Here is a 25,787-nt window from a genome sequence, read left to right as displayed (position 1 = left end):
CCTCCAAGGTTCTGTTTTTGGTTTTCTCTTGTTCTTTTATTCCCCTGAAAGGCTCTCCTTCCAGGGGAATAAAAGAACAAAAATAAGTCAAAGACAACACATTGGGGACTCCGTCCCCAAACCCCTGCTGGGGACCATGATGGTCCCCAGACCCCTGCAATAATGCAAAAATGAAACAGAAACGGAATTATACCTGAACAGATACAGAAAAATTACACGTTCCAAAGTAGACGCGGTATAAAGGGGATTTGAGCAGCGTGTCAATGCTTTTTTGCCTCAACGGCCGCCAGAGGCGTAAAACCGTTGCGAGAGAGAATGGCCTGACCGGCCTCCGAGAGGGTCCAGTCGATAAAACGCGCCACGATGGGCGGTTCCTGCGGCTGGGTCATCAGATAGAGAGGTCGGGTCAACGGGTATTCGCCGGAAATCACATGGGCCGGGTCGGGCAGAAAACAGGATTTACTGGGCGTGGCGCGCAGGCAAACCATGCGAACCCCCGTATCCCGGGCATTCATGCTGGCAAAGGCCACCCCGCAGGGATCCATGGCCACCCGCGCCAGAACCTCCTCCGGAGAGTCGAGTAAAATGCTCTCGGTGCGCAGCCGCTCTCTTTCCCGAAAAACCTTGTCCAGGAAGACATGCTGGCTGCCCGAGTGGGCGGTGCGGGCATACACCTGAATCTTGCCGCCGGGACAGCCCTCGATCTTCTGATGCAGAGCCGACCACTCCCGCAGTCGACCCTGTTGCCCGAAGATTTCCCGAACCTCTTCGAGGGACAGCTCTTTCAAAGGATTGGCGGTATGCACCACGATGCCCAAACCGTCCCAACCCACCTGATAAAGGCGCGGTTTGTCCTGAAAGCGGCGCTGGGCCAGGCGCGATTCCCGGGGTTCCATGACCCGGGAGAGGGTAGCGATTTGAGCGTGGCCGTTGATCAACGCCGAGATGCCGCGTCCGGATCCACCTCCTTGCACCCAGAAGGGAACCGGCTCCACCTGGCTTTGATAGACCGAAGTCCAGGCCTGGGCCACACGCAACATGCTTTCAGAGCCCTTGATGCGCAAGCCCGTGGTCTCTTCGGCATGAACGGCAAGGGAAACCGGAAAGATCAGCGCAACCGCCAGCAATCGGGCGAAAGTCAACCGAGGCGTGCCCCGGGTTCGGCTGGTGCTGCCATGGGTCATGCTCACCTCACGCTCCTGCCACGCCAAGTTGATCTTCCGCGAGACGGCAGGGAATGCTCATATTGAACGCGAAGGTCAGGTCCGCGTCGAACTCCTGAGCAATCACCCATATCTGAGAGATTGGACCGCCGATTTCCAACAAGGATCCCAGGGACTGACGAAATCGTTGCCGGTCGAAAAAGGCGAACGGTTCATCCAGCACCATGAACTGGGGGCCCTGGACGGCGCGGGCCACCAGGGCCTGGGCCAGCGCCATGCGTACCGCCAGCATGAGCTGCTGCTGCACTCCGGTGGAAATCTCGTCCATGGCGATAAAGTCGTTCTTCTCGTTGGAGAAGGCCTGCACCCGCATATCCCGGTCGATGTGCAGATGGTGGTACCGGTTGTCGGTAAAAACCGGGGCGATTTGCGAGATGAAACGCCGCAACTCCTGATTGAAGTGGGCGCCCAGACTGCGCCCTGCTCCCGCCATCAGTTCGCGAGCCACCTGCCGCAGCCGGATCTGCCTCCGATTGGTGTTAACCTCCTCTTTGCAGGCTTGCAACTGCTCCTTGAGTTGACTATCGGTTGCCAGACGGTTTTCCTCAAGAAGAATGGCTTGTTCAATCTGCCCCAATTCTCCGGAAAGCGTCTGCAAGCGGCTTTGGGCTTCGGTCAACAGATCGGTGGCATCGTTGCGGCAGGTGTCGACCTCGGTGGCGAAGTGGCCGGTAAGGCGCGTCAATTCGGTGAGATGAGCCTGCATGGCCTCCGTGGAGGCGAAGGGTGCGCCATCGGTGCCGAGCCATTGTTGCAAAGCCTCGATCCACGGGGCCTCGTTCCAGGCCAGCAGCCCTTCGATTGCGGCGGCAGGAGGTGCATCCAGGGCTTGTTCCACCTGACGCAGGCGTTTGCGTTCCTCCCGTTCCCGCGCCGAGAGGGCTTGCAGACTAAGTCCCAACTCCCTGGCCAGACGATCCTGCCGGGTGGCCGCCACCCCGAAGACCAGGGCCAGCACGGTCGGCAAACTGGCCAGCATGGGCAGCAGCACGGGTAGCAGGGCCTCGGGCAGCAGCGTGGCGAGTGATTTATGCAGGGTTTGACCCAGCGGGTTGTCGCCCAGAAAGGTCAACGTGGCCCAAAGGCCCCATCCGGCCATGGCCGTCAGCCCCGCAAGTGCCATGACCAGGCGACTCAGGCTGCGTTTACGCCAGACGAGGCGCTCCTGCCGTTGCAGGGAGGAGATCTCCTCTTCCAATCCGGGTGTACCGTCCGCTACGGAACGATTCTCCAGCCAGTGGCGCATCGGCTCCACGGCTTGAAGCGCCTGATTTTTCAGTCGTTCCAGGCCGTGCAGCCGATTCCGCGTATCCTCCAGCCAGTGGCGCAGCCCGGCCAAAGGGTCGCCTTCCATCTCCACCTGACTGGAATGGCAGACGGTGGTCAAAGCGGAGAAGGAGCCTTCCAGTCGCTGCAGCGCATCCTGCCAGGAGGCGGTGGGGTGGTTGGTGGTAAAGAGGCTCAGGGCTTTGGCGGAGGCGATGATGGGATTGGCGGCTTTGGGCAGCTCTTCCAGAAAACGGCGCCAGCGGCGTTGTTCCTCGTCCGTGGCGAGCAGGGAGGTGTTCAAGCGGTTTCGTTCGGCTTGCAGACGGGGCAGCAGGGCGGTATCGATGCCGAGCTGGTGTATCTGCTGTTCCAGTTCTTCCTGCCGGGGTTTGAGGGCGGCGATATCGCCTTCCAGGGTGGTGATTTCCACGGCGAAATCGTCGGCCAGCCATTCCAGGGCATCGATACCGGCCAGGGCCTTGATGGTGTCGCTGTGGGCGTGGCGTTGGTTGCCGGGTTTTTGGGCCAGGTAGAAGGCATCGACATATTGTTGAAACGAGTAGCCCGCAGCTTGCCAGATGATCTCGTCGACCGCTTCCGGCCCTTTGGCCAGGGGCTCGTCCTCGCCCTGGCGATTGATGCGGGCGCGATGTTGCCCGGTGCTGTCGAAATAGCGCACCACCTCGTAGGAGAGGCCGTCTTTCCCGGTAAATCCGAGCTGCAGGGAACCGTTGGGCTGGCCCCAGCGGATGGCTTTGGCGATGTGACGGGCTTCCAGGGCGCAGGTGCGTCCGAAGAGACCGAGGCAGAGGATTTCTGCGATGGCGGACTTGCCGGATTCGTTGTTGCCGGTGATGGCGATGCGACCCCGCGCGGGCAGGCCGGTCAGCTCCAGGTGACGGTATTTAAAGAGGTTTTCGGCTTTCAGATGACGAATGATCATCCTTTCCTCCGTCGTCCCATCAGTTCGGGCAGCCGTTTTTCGACCAGCAGGATGGCTTCGGCGTAGATGGAGGCGTCGAACTGGTCGTCGGTTTCGGCGATGCGGCGCACTTCATCCTGACTGAAGGCCAAAAAGGCCTTGAGGGGATCCTTGGTCTGGAAAGCCTCTTCCAGAAGCACTGCGGGAGCCGGCAGATCGGAGGGGATGACGGTCATGGGAATCCTCTTGGCGGGGGCCACGAAGGGAGCGTAATCCAACCCTACCTGTATACACGCTGAACCGGGCAGGGACAACCGTTGCCTGGGGATGGGGCGTTCGGATTCCGGTCGAAAAGCGATTGCGATGGAGGAGGGATTATCTCCTCTGATGGGTGCGGTGCCCTGGGATTTGTCCTTTAAGGGAGTTCAAAACTCCGGAAGCCAAACAGGGACATATTTTAAATCTTTTGACTTTCAATGTGTTATCTTTTAGAAATCAAAAAAAGAAAATGTTCTATTCTTTGACGTTTCCTTTGATGTTCATTTAGATCGTCCCGACCCGTTTCTTCGCAGTTTTGCAATTGACCCCCTTATCTTTGTCCATTCAGGCTCGCTCTTGAGTACCCCATTTCAGGAATCTCCTCCGAAATGGAGGGCTCAAGAGCGAACCTGCCATGGGTCGTTCCAACGCCAATCGTCATTTAAATTGGCGCTGGAACGACCAGAATGCTCGCCGGGGGTTGGACAGTGAAGAGAGGGTGGTGAGTGGTAACAGGCGGTTGAGGAAAATGCCGGCAGGACATGGCACCTGTTTGGGATCGGTTCATCGGGGATTGGTCCAAAAAACTGTGCGGAACCTGTGGAAATGATCGGACAGATTGCACAGAAGGCTTAACAGCGTGTCATGGCAGGGTGAAATGGATTTGGTGGGCGGTGGCTCATTTGTGACTTAAATAGTTTATGATCGAGGAATGATCTATAAAATTATCTATAAGGAATATACTGTATCTAAAAAGAATATTTACAGATTAATAACCTTATGTTATTAACTATAGGAATAGTAGAAAGAGATAATATGAAAAATTAACGAAACCCGTTGATGGTTGACCTTGACAATGTAAAGGGGATTGTAGAAACTCACTTCTAAATCCAGAGGATAATTGCCCGGCTTTGTCGGGGGCTCACAAAATTTAGCCTTTCAGGCAATATTCTGCTGTTCTCTATGTTGCCTGTCGGGCCGTTGATGTGGGGGGAGAGTCTGGTCTGGAGTAACCATGAGGCCGTTTGGCATCCTACCTGCCTTCAATGATAGCGAAAAGACCTCTTTGAGGGGCCAACAATCGGTTGGTCCTGTTTGCGGGGCATCGTCCTTGGCTCTTGACCATCATAGGGGCCAAACCGGTCAGGACATTCGGACAGATCCGGGAATTAATGAATCTTTGCAACCAGTTGCTCATCAGGAGGGCCAGATGCGACGACCCGGTGGGCGAAATGACCAAGGCCCACGGAATTGAATGTGACAAAGTAGAACTACAGAGGAAAAAGTGAGTGATTTGGATCCCGAATCAAACATATAGCGATATTGACCGGTTCCATCTAATGCTGCTTATCTGTTATCTAATAGTATTTATTATTCTAGATAAAATTCCTAATATTGAATTAGCAAATAATTATCTTTTATTATTAAATTCAATATATGGATCATATATATCAGATTGGCGGCATACTTCGGAAGAATTGGTAAATAATATTGATATTATTATCCCTTTTACCCACATTGTTGCAATCGGAAATTGCTGCTTAACAATACCAGATTATAAAAAAATCATTACAAACCAATACCCGAAAGGAAATAAGTTTGAGTTATCAAAAGTGGTCGGGTTGTTTATGGTGATGAGTATGTGGATTGGTGCATATTATTTTATTTTGTTTGGGGAGGTTGGTTCAGAACGTATGGTCAATAAATATACATATATATTAGTGCGTCAGGTAGTGGTTATTATGTTCCCAGTTGTTATATGTTTTTTTGGGGGGTCAATCGTGAGAATTGTTTATTTAGAACTGCTTAGGTAAACAACATAGACGAGTTGATAGGGGGGAAGCATGATCAGCATTCCGAATACGATTGCGCGACTCTGGAAATTTATCGATCGGGCGATGGGCTTTTCAAATGTTGGGGAGTTTACATATGATGCAGAAAAACAGCTGGAAAAGAATGGAAATTCTTTAAATATGTATGCGGCTATGTTTGGTGTTGCAGTGGGAGGAGCGGTCGCGGCGAATTTTGTTTATTTAGAGTGTCAGGATAACAGAGAAGTTTGAAGGGCTTGTCTTGATGCTTGGTCGGTTATGGAGTGGGTCAAGGGTCAAATCGGTGTTGGAGAGAGGCAAGATGATCAGCGATGAAATGGAAAATCGAATAAGAGGAGACGTTGACAAGGTAAGCGTAATATCCATAATCTGGTATCTTATTTTTTATTTTTCAGTTAGTTTGTTGCCAGAATTTAGTATCTCTCAGTCATATATATATAGTATCGACAGAATTTACGGAGACTATATCGACCAATGGAGGAGCTATTCATATGGCATTGTGAATAATATAGATAAAATTATTCCTGTCACTCATGTGTATTCAATTATGATAAACTTATATATAATCGTAAAAATGAGTAATGTTGCTAAAAAGCTATATCCATATGGGAAACGAGTTGAATTAATTAAGTTTCTTGGTGCGGTTATATTATTAAGTATTTCTGTGGCTCTATATTATTTCTGTTTTATAAAGCTTGATGCTAATTATATGAAATTTAAATATTCAACAATAACGGCGATTCAGATGGTTACAATTGCAGCACCTATGCTAACCTACAACAGCTTATATGTAATCGTAATAACAATATCTTATATAGTTACACCATCCGCCAGCACAAGGAAGAGGGGGAGATAAAATGCCAAATATCTTTAGTGCCATCATAAGAATAACTAATAGATTTTTTGATGAAGTGTCTAGTTTCGCAAATAGCCTTCAAATTTTGTTTAATGCTGAAAAACAACTGGAAAAAAATGGCATGTCATTAAATGTGTATGCCGCAATGTTTGGTGCAGTAGTTGGTGGTATAGTTGGTGCGAATGTAGTTGGTTTTGGGTTGCTATTAAAATTGGGAGCACCAGTACTTGTAAATATTATAGGAATTGGGGCTGGGCTACTTGCTGGTAACCTAGCAGAGGAGTCTTACAAGAATTTTGTAAAGGCAAATCACCCAAACATCAATTACTCATCGCTGGAGCAAGCGACCTATCATACTATCTTTGATAGAATGCAAGAGTCCATTTCAAAGTTCGGTGATACAATCAAAAGAATGGCGATTAGCACGGAAACCTACGCCACCGGACTGCTTGGTACCATTAGTCAGAGATGGCTGGATCCTGTTGCTATTGATCTTGATGGAGATGGTTTGGAAACCACATCTGGCACCTATTTGGATGACCCAATTTTCTTCGATCACGATGGCGACGGCCTTTCCAATGGAACAGGCTGGGTAAAATCCGACGACGGGTGGTTGGTTCTGGACCGCAACGGTAACGGCACCATCGACAGTGGCCTGGAACTTTTTGGCAACAACACCGTGTTAACCAATGGGTTCAATGCACCAGACGGGTTTTCCGCCCTTCGGGAGCAGGACAGCAACCAGGATGGTGTCATCACCAGCGGGGACGAGGTGTTTGCCAACTTGCGCATCTGGCGCGATCTGAATCAGGATGGTGTCAGCGATACCGGTGAACTTTTCACTCTGTCGGAACTCGGCATTCAAAGCATTGGTTTGCAGGCAACCGCCAGTAATACCAATCTCGGCAACAATATCATCGTCAGCGCCCAGGGAAGCGTCACCCGTGCAGATGCTACAGGTGCGGTTGTCGTGGATGCCGATGCCGCAGCCAATTTGAATCTGCCCATCAATACGTTTTACCGGGAGTATCCCGATACCATTCCCCTGACAGAACAGGCTTTGAGTCTTCCCAACTTGGCGGGATCGGGAAGAGTAAGGGATCTCTCCGAAGCTGTCAGTCTCTCTCCAGCTTTGGGGGATTGGGTGACTGATTACATGGCTCAAACCACCCGGCAAGCCCAGATTGACCGGTTGGACGAGTTCGTCAAACGTTGGGCCAATACCTCGGATTTTGGCTCGATGCGTGATCAGGCTGCTGAAAAGGGTGTGACAGTAACCTACTTTTTGCAGGGTCTGACCGCCGGAACGCTCGAATACGATGCCTTTTTGACCAAACTGGGCGTAGTGGAACGGTTTGTGGGCTTTGTCTTCGGAGGTTCCAATGGGCAGGCATTGCCACAGTTTCCGAGTGGGTATGGCAGTACGGCAAATTCTACAATCAATATTGCCTTGCAAGCAAATCAAATCTCGGCCATTTCCCTGGCCTATGATCGTCTGAAGGGGGACGTATACGAGTCTTTGGTCCTCACTTCTCGTCTTAGCAACTATACCGTAATTCTGAACGGTAGTTACTATTATCTGGAAGAGGAACAGACTTGGCTATTGAATCCGGCTACTCTGGAAGCATCGTTTCAACAGTCTATTGCCGCCGATTCTCGGCAAGGGTTGATCGATTTGGTGGAATTCATCAGTGCTGCCGGACAGACGTGGCTTGCTACAAATGGCTGGAGCGCGATTCAATTCCTGCTGAACCAGATCAATGCCGCTCCCGATATGGAGGGATTCCGGGAGGAGCTTAACAGTTGGACGGTGGGTCTTGCCGGTGCCGGGGAAATGCATCTTCAAGGAGATGATCGCAATAATCTGCTAGTGGGAACTCTTGGGGACAATACCCTTACGGGCAGCCAGAAGAATGATGTTCTGGCAGGCAAGGCAGGCAACGATACGCTGGATGGGCAAGGTGGAGACGATATCCTGGATGGGGGAGAAGGCAACGATACCCTGGTGGATATCCATGGTGGCAACGATGTTCTCGTCGGCGGAGCGGGGAACGATATTTTGACGGATCGGGGGAAAGGTGGCAACGGGCTGTTTGGTGGGGAGGGGAACGATACCCTCAGTGTGGGATGTGCAGCCGGCGATGAGGCGGACAACACTCTGGACGGCGGCTCCGGGGATGACGTGATCTCTATCGACGGGACCAACGATGCCTATCGATATAGCGCCAATTACGTCAATGCGTTTCACGGTGGTACTGGATCGGACCGGTTGTACGGGCTAAGCGGTATGGATATCTACTTCTATGATCTTGGCGACGGGAACGATACCCTCCGGGACAACGATTGCCTTCTTGCAGCCAAGGAGGACACGGTTGTTTTCGGAGAGGGTATTTCACTGGCGGATGTGGTGTTTACCCGTGGCGGGAACCACCTGCAAGCCACCATAACCGATGCCTCCGGCGGTCCGTCGGGCTCGATTTTCATTCAGGATTGGTTTTCTGGATCCGAATATCAGATCGAGACGTTTTTGTTTGCCGACGGAAGCGTCCTGACCAAGGAAGAAGCCCAAGCTCTGGCCATGCGCATCGTTGGCACGGCGGGCATCGATGCATTGTGGGGCAGCAACCTGGATGAAACCATCTTGGGACTGGCGGGCAACGACAACATCACCGACAACGGCGGCAGTGACACCATCGACGGAGGGGATGGAGACGATGCCATCACCGACCGCTATTTCGGGACCAACATCCTGCGTGGCGGCAGCGGCAACGATACCATCAGTGCCAGCTATTATTCAGCCAACACTCTGGAGGGGGGTGAAGGCAATGACGTGATGAGGCTGGATTCCACCGATTCCCAGTCCCAACCCATTATTGGGTCCACCTTCCGGGGTGGAACCGGTTCCGATGTCATGTACGGCCGGGGCGGAGCGGATACCTATTATTACGATCCGGGTGACGGTTTTGACGCGATTTGGGACTCGGGTGGAGCCAATTCGGACAAGATCGACCGGGTCATGTTCGGGGTGGGCATCTCTCTGGCGGATGTGGCCATTACCCGAAATGGTAACAATCTCTACGCTGGTATTATGGATGCGTCGGGTAACCAGACGGGCAGGATTTCCGTTCAGGAATGGTTTACCAGCGACAGCTACCGTATCGAGACTTTCCAGTTTGCCGATGGCAGCAGTCTGAGCAAGGAGGAGTTACAAGCTCTGGCCATGCGCATCGTTGGCACGGCGGGCATTGATGCACTGTGGGGCAGCAACCTGGACGAAACCATCCTGGGATTGGCCGGCAACGACAACATCACCGACAACGGTGGCAGCGACACCATCGATGGTGGGGACGGAGACGATACCATCATCGATAATTACGAGGGCACCAACATCCTTCGTGGCGGCGACGGCAACGACACCATCCGCGCCAGCTATTATGCCTCCAACACCCTGGAAGGCGGTGCGGGCAACGATGTGATGAAATTGGATTCGACAACCTACGGGTCGAATTCTGGTTTTGGCGCCATCTTTCGTGGAGGAACCGGTTCCGATGTCATGTACGGCCGGGGAGGCGCGGATACCTATTATTACGATCCGGGTGACGGTTTTGACGCGATTTGGGACTCGGGTGGAGCCAATTCGGACAAGATAGACCGGGTTGTGTTCGGGGCGGGCATTTCTCTGGCGGATGTGGTTTTTTCCAAAAATGGCAATACCCTTAACGCCAGCATTCGGGATGCGGTGGGCAACCCGACGGGCGGTATCTCCGTTCAGGAGTGGTTTTCTGCCGACAGTTATCGTATCGAGACCTTCCAATTTGCCGATGGCAGCAGTCTGAGTAAAGAGGAAGTGGAGGTTCTTTCCAAACGCATCGTCGGCACTGCCGGAAACGACACTTTGTACGGAACGGCGCTGGATGATGCCATTCTGGGGTTGGGTGGCAACGACACCATCACCGACAATTCCGGTGGCAGTGACATCATCGATGGCGGAGACGGCAACGACACCATCTCTGATTATGGCAGTGGCGCCAACACGCTGCTTGGGGGTTCCGGGGATGACACCATCACCTTCAGTTATGCCGGGAACAATACCCTGGAGGGGGGTGAGGGCAACGATCTGCTGAAAATCCAGAATGTGACCTATGCCGGTTCGGCCAATTTTGCCAATACGTTCTGCGGTGGACTCGGCAACGATCGCATGGTTGCCGGATACGGAGCCGATACCTACCATTACGACTTTGGGGGTGGGGATGATCGGATCTACGATTACAATCCCTTGCCAACCGGAAAGAGTGACAAGGTGATTTTTGGCAACGGCATCGCCATGACCGACTTGAGCTACGGAAAAACGGGGCTGGATCTGGTGATTGCCGTGAAGTCGGGAGTGGTTGGCGGCGGAAGTGTGACCATCGAAAACTGGTTCAACAGCGATGCCGCTTATCGTCTGGAACAATTCCAGTTTGCCGATGGAACGTCTCTTTCCGGCGTGGAGGTGCATACCCTGGCCACGACGCTTACGGGAACGGCGGGAGGCGACGTTCTGGCGGGGTGGGAGGATAACAACGTCATTGCGGGATTGTCGGGGAACGACACCATCACCGACAGTAACGGTAGCGACACCATCGACGGCGGCGACGGTAACGACACCATCACCGATTCCGGCAGCGGTACCAACATCCTGCTTGGTGGAGCCGGTGACGACATCGTGACCTCGGGGTATTCGTCCAATAATACGTTCCTGGGAGGTGAGGGCAACGATCTGCTGCAAATCCAATCGGCCAGTGACAACACGGCAAGCGGTTACAGCAACAGTTTTCGTGGCGGTCTTGGTAACGACCGGCTTGTGGGACGCGGAGGAAGTGACACCTATCTATACGACCGTGGAGATGGAGATGATGTCATCTTCGATCTGGATAATTACGCTACCGGAAAAATGGATCAACTGGTGTTCGGGGCTGGCATTTTGGCCTCCGATTTGACATTCGGCCGTAGCGGCAACCATCTTGTGGTGACAGTGGGCGATGCGGGCAATCCTGGATTGGCGGGCCATATCACCATCGAAGAGTGGTTCGGCACTCCTTTTTACCGCATGGAGCGGTTTACCTTCGCGGATGGAACGTTTTTGGACGCCACCGCCCTTGACCTTCTGGGGAACACCCGATGGGGGGGCGAGGGCAACGATACGCTGACCGGGTACGATAATACGGCGGATATCCTCTACGGGCTGGACGGAAACGATTCCTTATCCGGCAAGGATGGTGACGATCTGCTGGATGGAGGTGCGGGCAACGACATTCTGGACGGTGGTTGGGGACGGGATACCCTGATCGGAGGGGCGGGGGATGACACTCTGGGGGGTGTATCGGGTTCCCTGGATGCTAACAGTTGGAATAATACCTACCGGGGAGGTAGCGGCAACGATCTGCTGCGTGGAACTCGATACGGGGACAATTATCTCTTCGGGCGCGGTGATGGGGTGGACCGCCTCGAAGAGCAGAGCGGGGTGAGCGGACAGGTGGATCGTATCGTCTTTGATGCGGGCATCGGGGTGACCGACGTGGTTTTGGCCCGGCAGGGCGATGATCTTCTGGTGGATTACGGTGCGGGGGATCAGGTGACCCTCTCGGGATGGGGCTCCGACAGCTCACGACGGGTGGAGGAGATTCACACGGGTGCCGGCGATGTGCTGGTAAGCAGTATGGTGGATCAAATCATTCAAGCCATGGCCACCTTTGGTGTGGACCAGGGCGGTTTGTCCTGGCGGGATGCGGTGCAGCAGCGTCCGGAAGAGGCAATGGTAGTTCTGGCGGCTCATTGGCAACTGGCATCATAAGGTTTTACTTTTGAGTCTGAGGGGGGAGTCCTGCTTTCCCCTCAGACTTTTTTGAGGGAGTCGCCAAACTCCCGAGACCAAGTCTCTGAATCCTTTTAATATTTTATCCTTTAGAAAGTAAAAAAGAAAGTGTTCTGTCCTTTGACTATTCTGTTATTGGTATATTTATAAAATAAGAATTTTATATGCTATTTGAAAGTCAAAAGAAAACGGACAGAACATTTCCTTTTTTTGCTACTTTAAAGGAAAAATATTGAAAGGCAGCTATCGTGCCAGGCACACCCGCGCATAGCCACTGCCCGGCTCGCGGAAATTGGTCACCTGGCCACGGTAGATTCGGGCGGCCAGGCCCAAAATCTTCTCCCGCCAGACGAAAAGACGAAAATCGGTCTTGCGCACCTCCTCCCCCTGCCGGGTGAGCGTCGGCGGCACAAAACGCTGCGCCAGGGTGGTGGCCGGATCCAACGCCTGAAAACGCGAACGGGAGATGGAATCCCCCAAAACCACCCCCCGGCTGCCGTAAGCCTGCACCGGTTTGAACACCCAGTGGCGGCGCTCCCGCCACAGCGACTCTGCATCCATGTTGGCCATCAATACGGTTTTCGGCACCCGTTCCGCCACCCAGGCCGCTTCTTCCGCCGACAGACCCAGCTCCTGCAACACGCCCGCATCGCTCCACACGGTCAGGCAGCGTTTGTCCGACAACAGCCCGTAAGCCCTCGGATCCGGGCTCAAATGCACCTTGCCCGCCAGCCAGGCGGCGCGTACCCCCTGCAGGGCAGCCTCTTCCAGATAGAAGTCACAATGTCGGTTGTAAAGGGCGTGAACCGGCTCCCCCCGCCAGAAAACCCCCTCCGCGTCGGCTTGCAAGGCCACGGGATCGGCGCAATCGGCCTCCAGCCCCCATTGCCGGAAAAGATCCACCGCCAAGGCCATCTCCTCGTAAAGGAACTGGCCGGGGGGATTCTCGTCCATGACCAGCAGACGCACCGGCCCGTGAGCCGGTGAAAGGCCCGCCTCGGACAGCTCCTGGAGCAGGGCGGAGCGGAAACGCACCGGCGCCTTGCCGAAGCTCGCGCCGAATTGGGCCCGACAGGCCAACAGCGCCCCGCCCGCATTGGTGTTGACCTCGATGAGCCGGGGACCGTCGGGGCTCAGATGAAAATCGTAGCCCATGAGCAGGGCCTGGCCGGCTCCCGGACCATGGGCCACGCGCGGCATGCTCTCCTGTCGCAAGGCGATATACCGGGGATGGCGCGCCAGCCGGAAGAGGCAACGGGCCAGACGGATCATGGCCATCAGATCCTGTCGCGCCACACGCACCTGGCAGGGAATGGTGTTCATCAGGCTCACTCCTTGAGCGGTTCCTGGGCAAAACAGTGGATGGAGCGTTGACTGGCCAGCCAGCCCAACGATGCAGCGGCAGCCATGACGCCGAACAACAGGGTCGATCCCAGGGAGAAGAGTTGCCCCGCCAGCATCAGGCCCAGGCCGCCACCCAGGCCGTAGGAGAAGGCGGAATACCAGGTTTGCGCCGTGGTGCGACTGTGCAGCGGGGCCATCTCGAAGGTGCGCCGCACTCCCGAAACATGGAAAGCGCCAAAGGTGAAGGCGTGCAGCAGTTGACCCAGCACCAGACCGGGCCAGGAGACGGTCAGGCTGAAGAGACCCCACCGCAAGACGGCCATCAGCAGCGAAAAGGAGAGCAGACGGCCCACGCCCAGACGGGCCACAAGGTCTCGGGCGTAGATCAGCAACACCACTTCCGCAACCACCCCCACGCCCCAAAGAGCGCCGATGGCGGTGGGGGAGTAGCCGTTGGCCGCCAGATGCAGCGACATGAAGCCGTAATAGGCCCCGTGGGAAAACTGCATGAACAGGGTGGAGAGATAGAACCAGCGCACCCCCGGACGGTGAAACAGACCACTGCCGGGGGGATGGGTTCCCGAAGGCGGATGCCGGGTCGGGCGCGGCAGAAACAGGGAGAGCAGGGCATGGCTGCCCAACAGAAGGAGCATGGTCCACAGCAGGGAGGACAAGCCCCACCATCCCACCACCCATCCCATGGTGTTGGAGCAGACGATGAAACCCAGGGAACCCCAGAGGCGAATGCGTCCGTAGTTCCACCCTTCCCGTTCCACGACTTCCATGGTGGTTGCTTCCACCAGAATCATGGGACTGGAATGAAAGAAATTGTAGAAAGCGATGGCGATCAACAGGAAGGGGAGGGAGTTGTCCATGAAGAAGAAGGGCACAAAAGCCAGGAGGGTGGCAAACGAGGTGAAAACCGTCACCCGGTGACGGGAGCCGCGATCCGCCAGATGACCCCAGAGCGGCGGGCCCAGGACTTTGATGCCCTGGCCCAGAGCGGCGGCCAAGCCGATGGCCTGGGCTTCGAAGCCGATCTCCTTGAGATAGAGGGGCCAGAAGGGCAGCCAGACGCCCAGCGCGGCGAAAAAGAGGCCGTAGAAGGCCGAAAGCGCCAAGTAGTGGGGCATTCAGGGCGTCTCGCGGGGGGGCGCCAGATGCAAGGCCCAGTGGGGGACGGTCAACTGCAGGGCCAGACCGGTGCGACGCTCCTCGAAGCGCCCGTCGCCGTCCAGGTCCACGAGGTGATACTCCTCCTCGCCATCCCGGACGGGCGAGACCTCGATCAGAAAGGCGCGGCCTCCGATGGAAAACTCGCGCAACTGATCGCCCGCATCGTTTTCGAAGAGGCGGATTTCCATGGGAGCGCCGTCCGGAGAGGATTCGTTGAAGCGGGTGACCAGCCTGCCCTGAAAGGAGGGGGGTTGCCAGGCGGGGGGAAAGTCCGTCTCCTGGCTCATGCCCGGTGGCAGGGAGAGGAAAAAGAGGCAGAAGGGGAGAATCATCCGCCATGGGTGGCGTCCGCGACGATCCTGGATTATGCTTTCGACCATGTCCGAACCCCAATGCTTTCTCATCGACGGCTCCGGATACTATTACCGGGCCTTTCACGCCATTCGCAACCTGAACCGCCGGGACGGGTTTCCCACCAATGCGGTCTACGGGTTCATGAAGATGTTGCAGCGGCTGGTGGATGAACACCACCCCGACTATCTGGCGGTGATCTACGATACCCGTGTCCCCACCTTTCGTCACCAGCTCTTCCCACAATACAAGGCCACCCGCAAACCCATGCCGGACGAATTGCGGGTGCAGATTCCCGTCATCAAGGAGATGGTGGGGGCCTATAACATTCCCCAGTTCGAAAGGGAAGGTTTCGAGGCGGACGACGTATTGGGCACCCTGGCCTGTCGCATGCGCGACGCCGGTTGCCGCGTGGCCATTGTGACCGGGGACAAGGATCTGATGCAACTGGTGGGGCCGAATATCCGCCTGCTCGATACCATGAAGGAGGTGTGGATCGAGGAGGAGGGGGTCGTGGCCCGCTGGGGGGTGGGACCGGACAAGGTGGTGGAGGTCATCGGCCTGGCGGGGGATGCTTCGGACAACATTCCCGGCGTGGCGGGCATCGGCGAGAAGACGGCGGCCTTGTTGATCCGCCAGTTCGGCGATGTGGAGTCCTTGCTGGCCCGCACCCGGGAGATTTCCCAGCCCAAACGTCGGGAGCAGCTCGAAAGCCAGGCGGAACAGGCCCGTCTCTCCCGCAAGCTGGCCATCATCGACTGTGCGGTGCCCATGGAGGTTCAACCCTCGCAACTGTTGCGTGGTCCGATTGATCTGCCGAGGCTGAAGGCGCTGTATCAGGAGATGGAACTCTCCTCCCTGCTGCGGGAGCTGGAGCGGCAACCCCCGTCCCAACCCGAGGCCGCGCCCCCTGTCGAAGAGCCTTCCGCTGTGCCTCCGACCACCCTGAGTTATCATTGCGTGATCACCCAGTCGGAGTTCCAGGCGTTTCTGCAACAACTGCGGCAGCGCAAGGCCTTTGCCGTGGATACCGAAACCACTTCCGCCGATCCCACCCGCGCAGAGCTGGTGGGCATTTCCATCGCCTGGCGGGCGGGAGAGGCCTGGTATCTGCCGGTGGGACACACCGCCGAGGCCGCCCCGGAGGGACAGCTCGATCGCGACCGGGTGCTGGCCGATCTCAAGCCGTTGCTGGAGGCGGAAGAGATCGCCAAAACCGGCCAGAACCTCAAATACGAGCAGGTGGTCTTCGGACGTTACGGTATCCGTCTGGCGGGCATTCGCCGGGACGCCATGCTCTACTCCTATCTGCTTTACAATGTGCAGCGTCGCCACAACCTCGACACCATCGCCTCCGAAGAGTTGGGGCGCACCACCATCACCTTCAAGGAGGTGACGGGCAGCGGTCGCAAGCAGCGCACTTTCGACGAAGTGCCGCTGGAACAGGCCGCCCCTTATGCCTGCGAAGATGCCGAGGTGGCCTGGCAGGCGGCGGACCGGTTGGAAGCGCACCTGAACCGTTATCCCTCTCTGGTGAAACTTTACCGGGAGGTGGAGTTGCCGCTGGTGCCGGTACTGGCCGATCTGGAGGCCACCGGGGCTCTGGTGGATCGTGGTGTGCTGGCCGGTCTCTCCGAACACTTCCAAAAGCGGCGGGAGGAGCTGGAAAAGCAGATTTATCTCTCGGCGGGGCGGGAGTTCAACATCAACTCCACCCAGCAGTTGGGGGAGATTCTCTTCGCCGCCGATCAGTTGGGGCTGAAGGGCAGCAAGCGCACCAAGACCGGTTTTTCCACCGATGCCACGGTATTGAACCGGCTGGCGGAGCAGGGTCATCCCATTGCCGAGCAGGTGTTGGACTATCGCAGCCTGACCAAGTTGCAGAACACCTATACCGATGCGCTGCAAACCCTGATCCATCCCGAAAGCGGGCGACTGCACACCAGCTTCAATCAGGCGGTGACCCTGACGGGGCGTCTCTCCTCCTCGGAACCCAATCTGCAGAATATTCCCATCCGTTCGGAAGATGGTCGTCGCATTCGCGAGGCTTTTGTGGCGCCGCCCGGCTGGAAGCTGCTTTGCGCCGACTACAACCAGATCGAATTGCGTCTTCTGGCCCATTTGGGGGGGATTCCCCGGTTGCTGGAGGCCTTTCGTCTGGGGCAGGACATCCATTCGGCCACGGCGGCGGATCTCTTCGGTGTGACGGTGGAGCGGGTGACTTCCGATCAACGCCGGGCCGCCAAGACCATCAACTTCGGTCTGGTCTACGGCATGAGCGTTTTCGGTTTGGCCAAGCGGCTGGAAGTGGATGTTTTCGAAGCCCGGGAGTTCATGAATCGCTATTTTGCCCGCTATCAGGGGGTTCGGGAGTTCATGGATTCCACCAAGGATCTGGCTCGCAGTCAGGGTTATGTGGAAACCATCATGGGGCGGCGCTGTTTCATTCGGGATCTGGATGCTTCCAATCGCAATCTGCGGGAGGTGGCGGAGCGCACGGCCATCAATGCGCCGTTGCAGGGTTCGGCTTCCGATCTGATCAAGCTGGCCATGATCCGGCTGCATCGGCGCTTGCGGCAGGAGGGTTTGGCCAGTCGCATGGTGTTGCAGGTCCATGACGAGTTGGTGCTGGAGGTGCCGGAGGCGGAACTGGAGGTGGTGCAGCCGCTGGTGCGGGAGGCCATGGAGGGGGTGTGGTCCCTGACGGTTCCGTTGAAGGTTGATTTGGGCATCGGCGACCACTGGGCCGAGGCGCACTGATTTTGCCTTTCAATATTTTATCTTTTAAGTATCAAAAAAAGGAAATGTTCTATCCTTTGACGTTGTCTGTTTTTGCATCTGTTCGGATATACGGGGGTTCGGGGGGGGATTATCCCCCCCGACGGGTCCAGGGCAGCGCCCTGGGACTTTTCCTTTCGCCGTTGACACGATCATGCTGCACCGTGCAAGGGTCTGAATAGTTACTTCTATAAGAAACGAGTCAAAGGACTGAACATTTTCTTTTTTTGATATTTAAAAGATAAAATATTAAAAGGAAATCTTGGTCCGGGCTTCTCCAAACAAAATCCCGAAAAGGTAGTGATGCCATGCCGGTATTCCGACTTTCCCCGGAGCCGCTCTTTCCGCCGGTGGAGTTGGCGGAAGAGAACGGCCTTTTGGCGGTGGGCGGGGATTTGTCGGTAAAGCGATTGCTGTCGGCCTATTCCCAAGGCATCTTTCCCTGGTATTCTGAGGGACAACCGATCCTGTGGTGGTCTCCGGACCCGCGCATGGTTCTCGTTCCCGCTGCGTTGCACCGACCCCGCAGTCTGGAGAAGTTTCTGCGCCGTTCCCCCTTTCGCATCACCTTCGATCAGGCTTTTGACGAGGTGATTCACGCCTGCGCTACGGTGCGGCAGCAGGGGGAGGGCACCTGGATCACGGCGGAGATGGCCCAGGCCTATATCCGCCTGCACCGGCAGGGTTTTGCCCACTCGGTGGAGGCCTGGCTGCCCGGCGACCCGCCGCAACTGGCCGGTGGGCTCTACGGGGTGGCTTTGGGAGGGGTATTCTTCGGCGAGTCGATGTTCCATCGGGTCTCCGAAGCCTCCAAAGCAGCCTTCGTCACCTTGGCCGACCATTTGCAGACCCTCGGCTACCGCCTCATCGACTGCCAGATGAACACCGACCACCTGGCCCGCTTCGGCGCCAGGGAGATTCCCCGTCCCGATTTTCTGCGGCAACTCCGGGAGGCTCTGGCCCTGCCGGCCCCCGATTGGTCAGCCGCCACCTGATCCCCATTTTGGCGAGATAATTGCTTCACTACTTCTGCCAGGATCGTCTCTTTGGCTTCCTGTGGGGGAAGAGACGCTCCGTCATGGCCGATTTTCGGCCATCAGGGGACTTTCAGAAGGAACGGTGAAGAACATGCGCTGGAATGCGACCGCCCATTTTCCGCCCTCCGGGGCCACGCAGTCTGCCATTGGGGCCGGAGCCCTGGCCCGGTGGATGGGTATCGGACTTTGCGGCCTGGGTTTGGTGTTGACGGGATGTGCCCAATCCAACATACAGCCGTCAAAGCAACACTTTCTCAATCCGACACTGCCGCCGCCGGTAGCCAAGATGCCCGCCGTGCCCCGGGAGCAGCAGAACATCTCCCTGCCGCCGGTCGATGGCGCCAGCGGGGCGGAAAACGGTAACGAGGTCTACACCATTACCGTCACCAACCACCCGGTGAAGGATCTGCTCTTCACCCTGGCCCGGGATGCCAACATGAATATCGATGTCTATCCCGGCATCGACGGTTTGGTGACTCTCAACGTGGTGGATCAGACACTGCCCCAGATTCTGGATCGCATCGCGCGGCAGATCAATCTGCGTTACGAAATCAGCGACCATGTCATCACCGTGGCTCCCGATGTGGCCTTCCTGAAGATCTATCAGGTGGATTACGTCAACGTGGCCCGCACCTCGACCAGCTCCAACAAGGTGTCCACACAGCTTTCCACCGCCAAGCCCTTCGATGCCAAGAATCCGGAGAATACCGGTTTTGGCGATTCGAATCAGTCGGAAACCACCTTGACCTCCAAGAGTGAAAACCAGTTCTGGGCCTCCATGTTGGCCAACGTGAACGCCATTCTGAACGCCGACGAGCGCAACGGGCAGAATGCGGTGGTTGCCACCGGTGGAAGTCTGCCCGCCCTGCCGGGAGTGGGCGCGGCCATTCCCGGATTGCCTCCCCAAGCGGGGGTCGTGGGGGGAGGGAACAATGCGGCAGGGGGTAACTCGCCGAACCGTATCGGCGTGGTCTCGGTCAACCAGGAAGCCGGCCTCATCACCATCTACGCCACCGCCCGGCAACACGAACGCATTCAGGCCTTGCTCGATTCCACCATGGGCAACGTGCATCGTCAGGTGCTGATCGAATCGACGGTGGTGGAGGTCTCCCTCAACGACCAGTTCCAGGAGGGCGTGGACTGGGCCAGCATCAGCAAGGCGGGCAATCAACGGTTGACCGGCAATCTGGTCTCCAACTCCCTGGGACTCTTTTCCGGAGAGGGGGTGCCCAGCAGCATTGCCAATCTGCCCTTCTTCTCCCTGCCCCTGACCACCGGAACCAGTCAAGGGAACGTCACGGCCACCATTCGGGCTTTGTCCCGCTTCGGCGATGCCAAGGTTCTGTCCAGCCCGAAGATCATGGCGCTGAACAACCAGACCTCCATCCTGAAGGTGGTCAACAACCGGGTCTTCTTCACCGTCAAAGCCACGGCGGGGGCCACTTCCAACTCCCAGGGCGGTACGGACACCACCGCTTTGATCAACACCGAGGTGCATACGGTTCCCGTGGGTCTGGTCATGAGCGTGACCCCCCAGATCAGCTCGGAAGACGTGGTCACCCTCAACGTGCGGCCCACCATCTCCAACATCAGCCGGTGGGTTTCCGACCCGAACCCCCACCTGATCCGGCAAACCGGAACCACCACCTTCGAAAAGCTGGAGAACCTCATTCCGGAAATCCAGGTGAAGGAGATGGAGTCGGTGTTGCGGGTCAACAGCGGCCAGGTGGCGGTCATGGGTGGATTGATGCAGGACAAGTTCAACAACAACAACTCGTCCGTGCCGCTGGTTTCGCAAATTCCCCTGCTGGGCAAGATGTTTCAGTATCGGGATGATACGGTCACCAAGACGGAGCTGGTCATCTTCATCCGCCCGGTGGTCATTGCCGACGGACGGCCCAAGACGCCGACCACCTTCATGGCCACCCGCAGCAACAGCAGCAGCAACGGCGTCATCGTGGGCGGCGGCAATTCGACGGCGGATCCGGGCGCGGCTCCGGCAGCCTCCCTGCCTCCGATGGAGGAGTACCGTCCCTACCAACCGCCCGCCATGAGTTCGAGCGCGGCCCCGATGGGTGGGAGCATCGTCAACCCCGGTCCCGCAGGTGGCGCCCTGATGGTGAATCCGCCTCCCACGGGTGCGGCGGCAGCGGCTCCGGGTGGTACCTCGGCGATTCTCGACTTCACCTCGGCTCAGCAGAACGATATGCGACAGCCGATGCTGATCACCCCCACGACGGCCCCGCTGTCTGCGGAACCTTCCATCGTGCAACAGCCTCAGGAGGCCGCTCCCGGACCGGGCGCCGCACTGGACGGGGGAATGCCCACCTTCACTCAGTAGTCGCTTCGTGGCCATCGCGGCCCGATCGCGACCTGTCGAGGAGATCCTGTCAGCGCGTCTCCCAGGATCTTCCGTGCTGTCGGCTGATTTATCGGTCAGACGCCAGCGTCCCGGGGGAGCATTGCTCCCCCGGATTCCATTTTGATCCCCCATCCGGGTGATATGGTCTCCATCACTAAAGAATGAGAGACAAAAAGCCTCACTTGCCACTATAATCCTTGCGAGCCTCTTTTCCCACTTCCTGGCTTTCGAGGATTCCCTTCATGCAAGGCCTACTTGCCAAGAAATGGTTGATTGCCCTGATCGTCGTTCTGCTGGCCGGCGGCGGATTTCTGCTGACCCGGAAAGAGCCGGTTTCCCCGACTCCCCCGGCGGCACCCCTTTCCGCTCCCGCCAAACCGGCAGCCCAACCTGCGACGGCGGCCGAACAGCCCGGCGCACCGGCCAGGGAGAGTTCCGCTCCCGCACCGGCCGTTCAGGAGGCGTCGCCCGCCGGGAAGGTTACTCCCGCCGCGCTTTCGGCCAGCACCTCCACTCCGGCGGGGGAGGTGACCAAAATCAGGGGATTGGCTTTTTCTCAGGGAACTGAAAATCGGCGGGTTCTGGGGGTGGGCGACAAGGTTTTTCCCGGAGAGCGCATCACCACCGGCCAAAAGGCCCGGCTGGTGTTGAAAATGGTGGACCAGGCCATCATCGCCCTGGGTGAGGATACCGAGTTCAAGATCAAGGAATACCACTTTTCTGCGGAAAAGGAGAGTGGCAAGGGTCTGCTGGAAGTGACCCGCGGTTTCTTCAAGGCCACCTCCGGCGGACTGGCCAAGGTGAAGGAGCAGCCTTTCCATGTCGCCACCCCCGTGGCCACCATGGGTGTCCGGGGTTCCACCATGTGGGGTGAGGTGGTTCCTTCCCAGGGGGATGAGAGTACCCCTCCCACCCTGAATGCCATGGCTTTGAACCCCATCATCACCGTGAGCAACGGCTCCGGCGAAGTCATGATGGACAAACCCTTTCAAACCACGACCGCCAATTCCCCCACCAATTCCCCGGAAGCCCCGCGTAACGCCACCTCCACGGAGGTGAACCGGGCCGAAATCTCGGTGGCGGTGCCGCGCAAGATGTCCGAGCAGGCCGTGAAACAGATGGCTTCCAGCGCAGCCAAGTCCCTTCTGGACAGCGGTCTGGCCAAAACCCAGCAGGAAGCCGAGGCCATCGTTGCCAAAACCTTGGACAAACTGGTGGAACGCACGGAATGGGAAACCACCGAAAAATCGGTGAAGGATGCGGTGGAAAAACAAGTTCAGGCTCAAAAGATTCAGGATCAGGTGGACAAGATCGAAGGCAATTTTGCCCTGAACCCGGAAGTCATGCAAAAGGTTTCGGAACTGGAGGGACAGTTCCGCGACAAAAAGGCCGGTCTCGAAGCGAAATTCAGCCAGGAGCTGCAAAAGAATCTGGGAGACGCCAATCAGGTCGCAGCCACCCAGGAGACCTCCAAGGTCTTGCAGGAGAAACTCACCGCCCTGGAAGCCGCCGGTGTGCAGAGCCTCAAGGAAGAGATCAAAAGCTCCGATCTGCTGAACAAAGCCGTCTCCCTTGCGGAATCACAGCTCAATTTGACCCCTCAGGAGGTCAAAGCCAAGCTGTCGGCGGAGGTTCCTTCGGCTACCGAAGCAGAATTGAATAGGGCGGCGGAGATCCTGGGAAGTGTCCTTTCGGAAATGAATGGCGCAACGGAAGCCACCCGAAAGGAACTCAGCGCCTTGTTGCCGGCGGACAAGGTTGAAACCGCCATCGATCTGATTTCCCAGCAGAACGAAGAACGGGCGGTGCTGAAAGCCGAAATGGAGCAAATCATCCAGTCCAATATGGGCACCCCCGATCAAGCCCGGAGTGTGACGGATTATCTGATGCTCAAGGACCAGATGACCGCTCTGATCAACTACGCTTCCGTGGACGCCTTGCTGACCCGGCCCATTTTGGTTAACGATCCGATTTTTTCCCAAACCATGCAGAATGTGGTCGATTCCGCTGTGAATCAGGTGCAGAGCGCCATTCAGGAGGGTTCGACCAAATCGGTGTCGGAACTGTTCGGCGGAGTGGTCAAAAACATGGCCGAGAGCTACCAGCCCGCAGTGCTGGCGGCCCCTCCCCCGGCGGCGGAGGCCCCTCCCTCTCAGCCCGCCATTTCGCAACCCACCGCGCCGCCGGCTTCCGTTCCGACCGCTCCTTCCTCGGTTTCCTCGCCAGCGACACCCATACCGGGTATTTCGTCTCCGTCCTCTCCATCCACGACTCCCAAGTCATCCGGTTCCTCGGGTGGCAGCGCGATCAAGCCGGGACAGACCAGCGCCACCTCGTCGGCAACCAATCGGGCTCCGGTAGTGGCCGGCGCCATCGCCAACCAATCCTGGAGCGGCAGCGGCAACAAGACCTTCCAGGTTCCCGTCAACACCTTCAGCGACCCGGACGGCGACACCTTGACCTATGCCGCCACCTTGGGGGATGGTTCGCCCTTGCCCGCATGGCTCTCCTTCATCCCGGCCACCCGCACCTTTTCCGGAAATCCCTCCGCCAGTGTCGGCAACGTCACCCTCAAGGTGAGTGTGGATGATGGCAAAGGCGGAACCGTTTCCAACTCCTTCACCCTGTCGGTCTCTGCCGCCAACGACGTGCCGACGGTGGCCAATCCTCTCACCAATCAAAACTGGAGCGGTAGCGGAACGGCGAGTTTCCAGGTTCCCGCCAATACCTTCAACGACGCGGACGGGGATGCTCTGACCTATACGGCGGCTCAGGGGAGTGGGGCGGCCTTGCCAGCCTGGATCGCGTTCGCACCAGCCACCCGGACCTTTACCGGCAGTCTCTCCACAGCTCCTTTTGATGGAGGAACTCTGACCCTGGCCGTGACGGCCAACGATGGTCATGGGGGCACGGCGAGTGGGAGTTTCGCCCTGACCTATGTTTCCGCCAATCAGGCACCCTCGAATCTGGAACTCTCCAACAACTGGGTTGGTATCGACAGTGAACAGGGGGCGGTGGTGGGTTCCTTGAGCAGCATCGACCCCGACAACAGCGGCCCCTATCTCTACGATCTCGTGGCCCCTTTCGGCAGTGCCCAGGGGCGGTTCGCCATCGGTGGGGCTTCCGGAAGTCAGTTGGTTGTCGCCGACCCGGCGGCGTTGGCCCAATTCGACGGAACCTCCAACACCCATCAGGTGACCGTTCGGGTAACCGATTTAAATGGCAATGGCCGCAGCTTCAGCAAAGATTTTCGCATCAGCGTGGTGCGCTTTTCCGGTACCGACCAACTGCCCGGCAATGTGCCTTCGTCGTCGTCGATTCGCTCCAATGCCCATCAGGTCATCTCCACCTTGCGGGACAAGCTGAAAAAAGGACAGGTTGCCGAACTGAATACGGCGGACATCACCACGCTGTTGCTGCTCAAGGCGGATCAGCAGATGTCCCCGGGCGGTGGGTTCAGCCATTCTCTGGCGGATATTCTCCAGCGTTTCCAGGTGGATCTCCAGCCAACGGTCATTACCCTGACGGGGAAGGTGGGGCTTCTGGATGCCATATATTCCCGTCTGCCGACTTCGTTGCAGGGGGGAGACTCCGCTTCCGGGACCACCTTCGATGCCATGTTGGGGGGGCTTACCGGGTTCAATAGCGATTATGCGGCCAGTGTGCGATTGCGAGTGACTCCGGTGATATCGGGAACCAGTCTGGGGTTCGACCCGGCCCGTTCCTATCTGGATGTGTTGCATGAGGCCTCCTATCTTCCCAACTACACCTTTACCCTGGAAGATTTGATGAATCGGTACAATCAGATCCGGGGGACGTTCGACGGCTCAGGGCTCCGATTCTTCACTGGGTCGAGTAACCGCAATCCCAGTCAAGCGGTGGTCACTTTAGTGCCAATCGCGCACTTTTTGGGGGAGAGCTTGCCGATTTCGTCGATCAATCTGCATGCGGGGGGGGTGACGGTGACGCCGGGGGCTGGGGCGAATGCGACGGTGCAGTAATACGGGGGTCCGGGGGGAATTATCCCCCCCGGCGGGGTTCGGGGCAGCGCCCAGAGGTTTTGACGTTGACGTAGCGGGTCGAAGCCCTGAAGAAAAGCGCACCAACTCGATCAATTTGCACAATCTTAGGGCGTGTTGACATTTGCCAGATTTTGGTTCCTGGCAAGGCGCAAGACGGTGAGGAAGCGGAGTGTAGCTCGCCTACATGAGCATTCCGAACCGGATTGCAACGCGGCCAGGGGCCGAAAGATGGTGAATGTCAACACGCCCTAGGAAACGCTTCGACCCCCTCCGGTGGGTCGAGGAAAGCATAGGCTCCGGAGCGGTTCCGGGTTGGGCATCTTTCCTGTTGGCCTCGACCCGCTAAAGGCCAGGTCAACACCTCGGGGCGCTGCCCCGAATCCCGTCGGGGGGGATAATCCCCCCACGAACCCCCGTATGACTGAATAGATATTCCGCTCCCCGCAGGGTTATTCCGTTTCTGTTTCATTTTTGCATTATTGCAGGGGTCTGGGGACCATCAT

General features: G+C 57.1%; 14 protein-coding genes. 8 read left to right on the top strand and 6 right to left on the bottom strand.

From position 1 onward, the window contains the following. Positions 1–260: 260 nt before the first annotated feature. Genes HQL56_07145 through HQL56_07135 form a run of 3 tightly spaced genes read right to left on the bottom strand, consistent with a single transcriptional unit; the run spans position 261 to position 3,650 of the window. A complete protein-coding gene (locus HQL56_07145; GenBank protein ID MBF0309287.1) occupies positions 261–1,190 on the bottom strand; it encodes a phosphate ABC transporter substrate-binding protein in 930 nt (309 codons plus the stop codon). A 1-nt stretch (position 1,191) separates the two neighbouring features. Further along, entirely contained in the window at positions 1,192–3,435 is a 2,244-nt protein-coding gene (locus tag HQL56_07140; GenBank protein ID MBF0309286.1) for an AAA family ATPase, read from the bottom strand. Next, positions 3,432–3,650 carry a hypothetical protein gene (locus HQL56_07135; protein ID MBF0309285.1) on the bottom strand — a complete coding sequence of 73 codons (219 nt, stop codon included), beginning with the start codon at positions 3,648–3,650 and terminating at the stop codon, positions 3,432–3,434. The genes HQL56_07140 and HQL56_07135 overlap by 4 nt, the downstream gene beginning before the upstream one ends. Before the next feature lie 1,311 nt (positions 3,651–4,961). Between HQL56_07135 and HQL56_07130 the strand changes: the two genes are divergently transcribed. The 4 genes from HQL56_07130 to HQL56_07115 all read left to right on the top strand — a co-directional run bounded on the left by HQL56_07130 (position 4,962) and on the right by HQL56_07115 (position 12,193). Further along, positions 4,962–5,486, top strand: a complete 525-nt coding sequence (locus HQL56_07130) for a hypothetical protein (GenBank protein MBF0309284.1) — start codon at positions 4,962–4,964, stop codon at positions 5,484–5,486. Positions 5,487–5,516: 30 nt separating this feature from the next. Continuing rightward, positions 5,517–5,735 (top strand): hypothetical protein, encoded by a 219-nt coding sequence (locus HQL56_07125; protein ID MBF0309283.1) that lies wholly within the window; start codon positions 5,517–5,519, stop codon positions 5,733–5,735. 70 nt (positions 5,736–5,805) lie between these two features. After that, entirely contained in the window at positions 5,806–6,360 is a 555-nt protein-coding gene (locus tag HQL56_07120) for a hypothetical protein (protein MBF0309282.1), read from the top strand. Between the two features lies 1 nt (position 6,361). Continuing rightward, positions 6,362–12,193: a hypothetical protein gene (locus HQL56_07115; GenBank protein ID MBF0309281.1), complete on the top strand. Its 5,832-nt coding sequence runs from the start codon at positions 6,362–6,364 to the stop codon at positions 12,191–12,193. 264 nt (positions 12,194–12,457) lie between these two features. Here HQL56_07115 and HQL56_07110 read toward each other — a convergent pair whose 3' ends face one another. Genes HQL56_07110 through HQL56_07100 form a run of 3 tightly spaced genes read right to left on the bottom strand, consistent with a single transcriptional unit; the run spans position 12,458 to position 15,114 of the window. Continuing rightward, a complete protein-coding gene (locus tag HQL56_07110) occupies positions 12,458–13,537 on the bottom strand; it encodes a hypothetical protein (GenBank protein MBF0309280.1) in 1,080 nt (359 codons plus the stop codon). 5 nt (positions 13,538–13,542) lie between these two features. Further along, on the bottom strand, positions 13,543–14,691 hold the full coding sequence (locus HQL56_07105; protein MBF0309279.1) for an MFS transporter: 1,149 nt from the start codon (positions 14,689–14,691) through the stop codon (positions 13,543–13,545). Continuing rightward, the gene (locus tag HQL56_07100; GenBank protein ID MBF0309278.1) at positions 14,692–15,114 is read right to left on the bottom strand and encodes a DUF2782 domain-containing protein; all 423 of its coding nucleotides are present in this window, start codon (positions 15,112–15,114) and stop codon (positions 14,692–14,694) included. It lies immediately after the preceding gene. On the opposite strand from HQL56_07100, the gene polA reads away from it, so the two are divergent. The 4 genes from polA (at position 15,113) to HQL56_07080 (ending at position 25,263) form a co-directional block, all read left to right on the top strand. Beyond that, entirely contained in the window at positions 15,113–17,845 is a 2,733-nt protein-coding gene (polA, locus tag HQL56_07095) for a DNA polymerase I (GenBank protein ID MBF0309277.1), read from the top strand. The genes HQL56_07100 and polA overlap by 2 nt on opposite strands. A 326-nt stretch (positions 17,846–18,171) precedes the next feature. Next, a complete protein-coding gene (locus tag HQL56_07090) occupies positions 18,172–18,858 on the top strand; it encodes a leucyl/phenylalanyl-tRNA--protein transferase (protein ID MBF0309276.1) in 687 nt (228 codons plus the stop codon). 133 nt (positions 18,859–18,991) lie between these two features. After that, the gene (gene mshL, locus HQL56_07085) at positions 18,992–21,241 is read left to right on the top strand and encodes a pilus (MSHA type) biogenesis protein MshL (GenBank protein ID MBF0309275.1); all 2,250 of its coding nucleotides are present in this window, start codon (positions 18,992–18,994) and stop codon (positions 21,239–21,241) included. A 263-nt stretch (positions 21,242–21,504) separates the two neighbouring features. Then, positions 21,505–25,263, top strand: a complete 3,759-nt coding sequence (locus tag HQL56_07080; GenBank protein ID MBF0309274.1) for a putative Ig domain-containing protein — start codon at positions 21,505–21,507, stop codon at positions 25,261–25,263. The last annotated feature ends 524 nt before the right edge of the window (positions 25,264–25,787 follow it).

The organism is Magnetococcales bacterium (assembly GCA_015231925.1).
Lineage (GTDB): Bacteria > Pseudomonadota > Magnetococcia > Magnetococcales > JADGAQ01 > JADGAQ01.
This window is presented reverse-complemented; position numbering and strand designations above follow the sequence as displayed.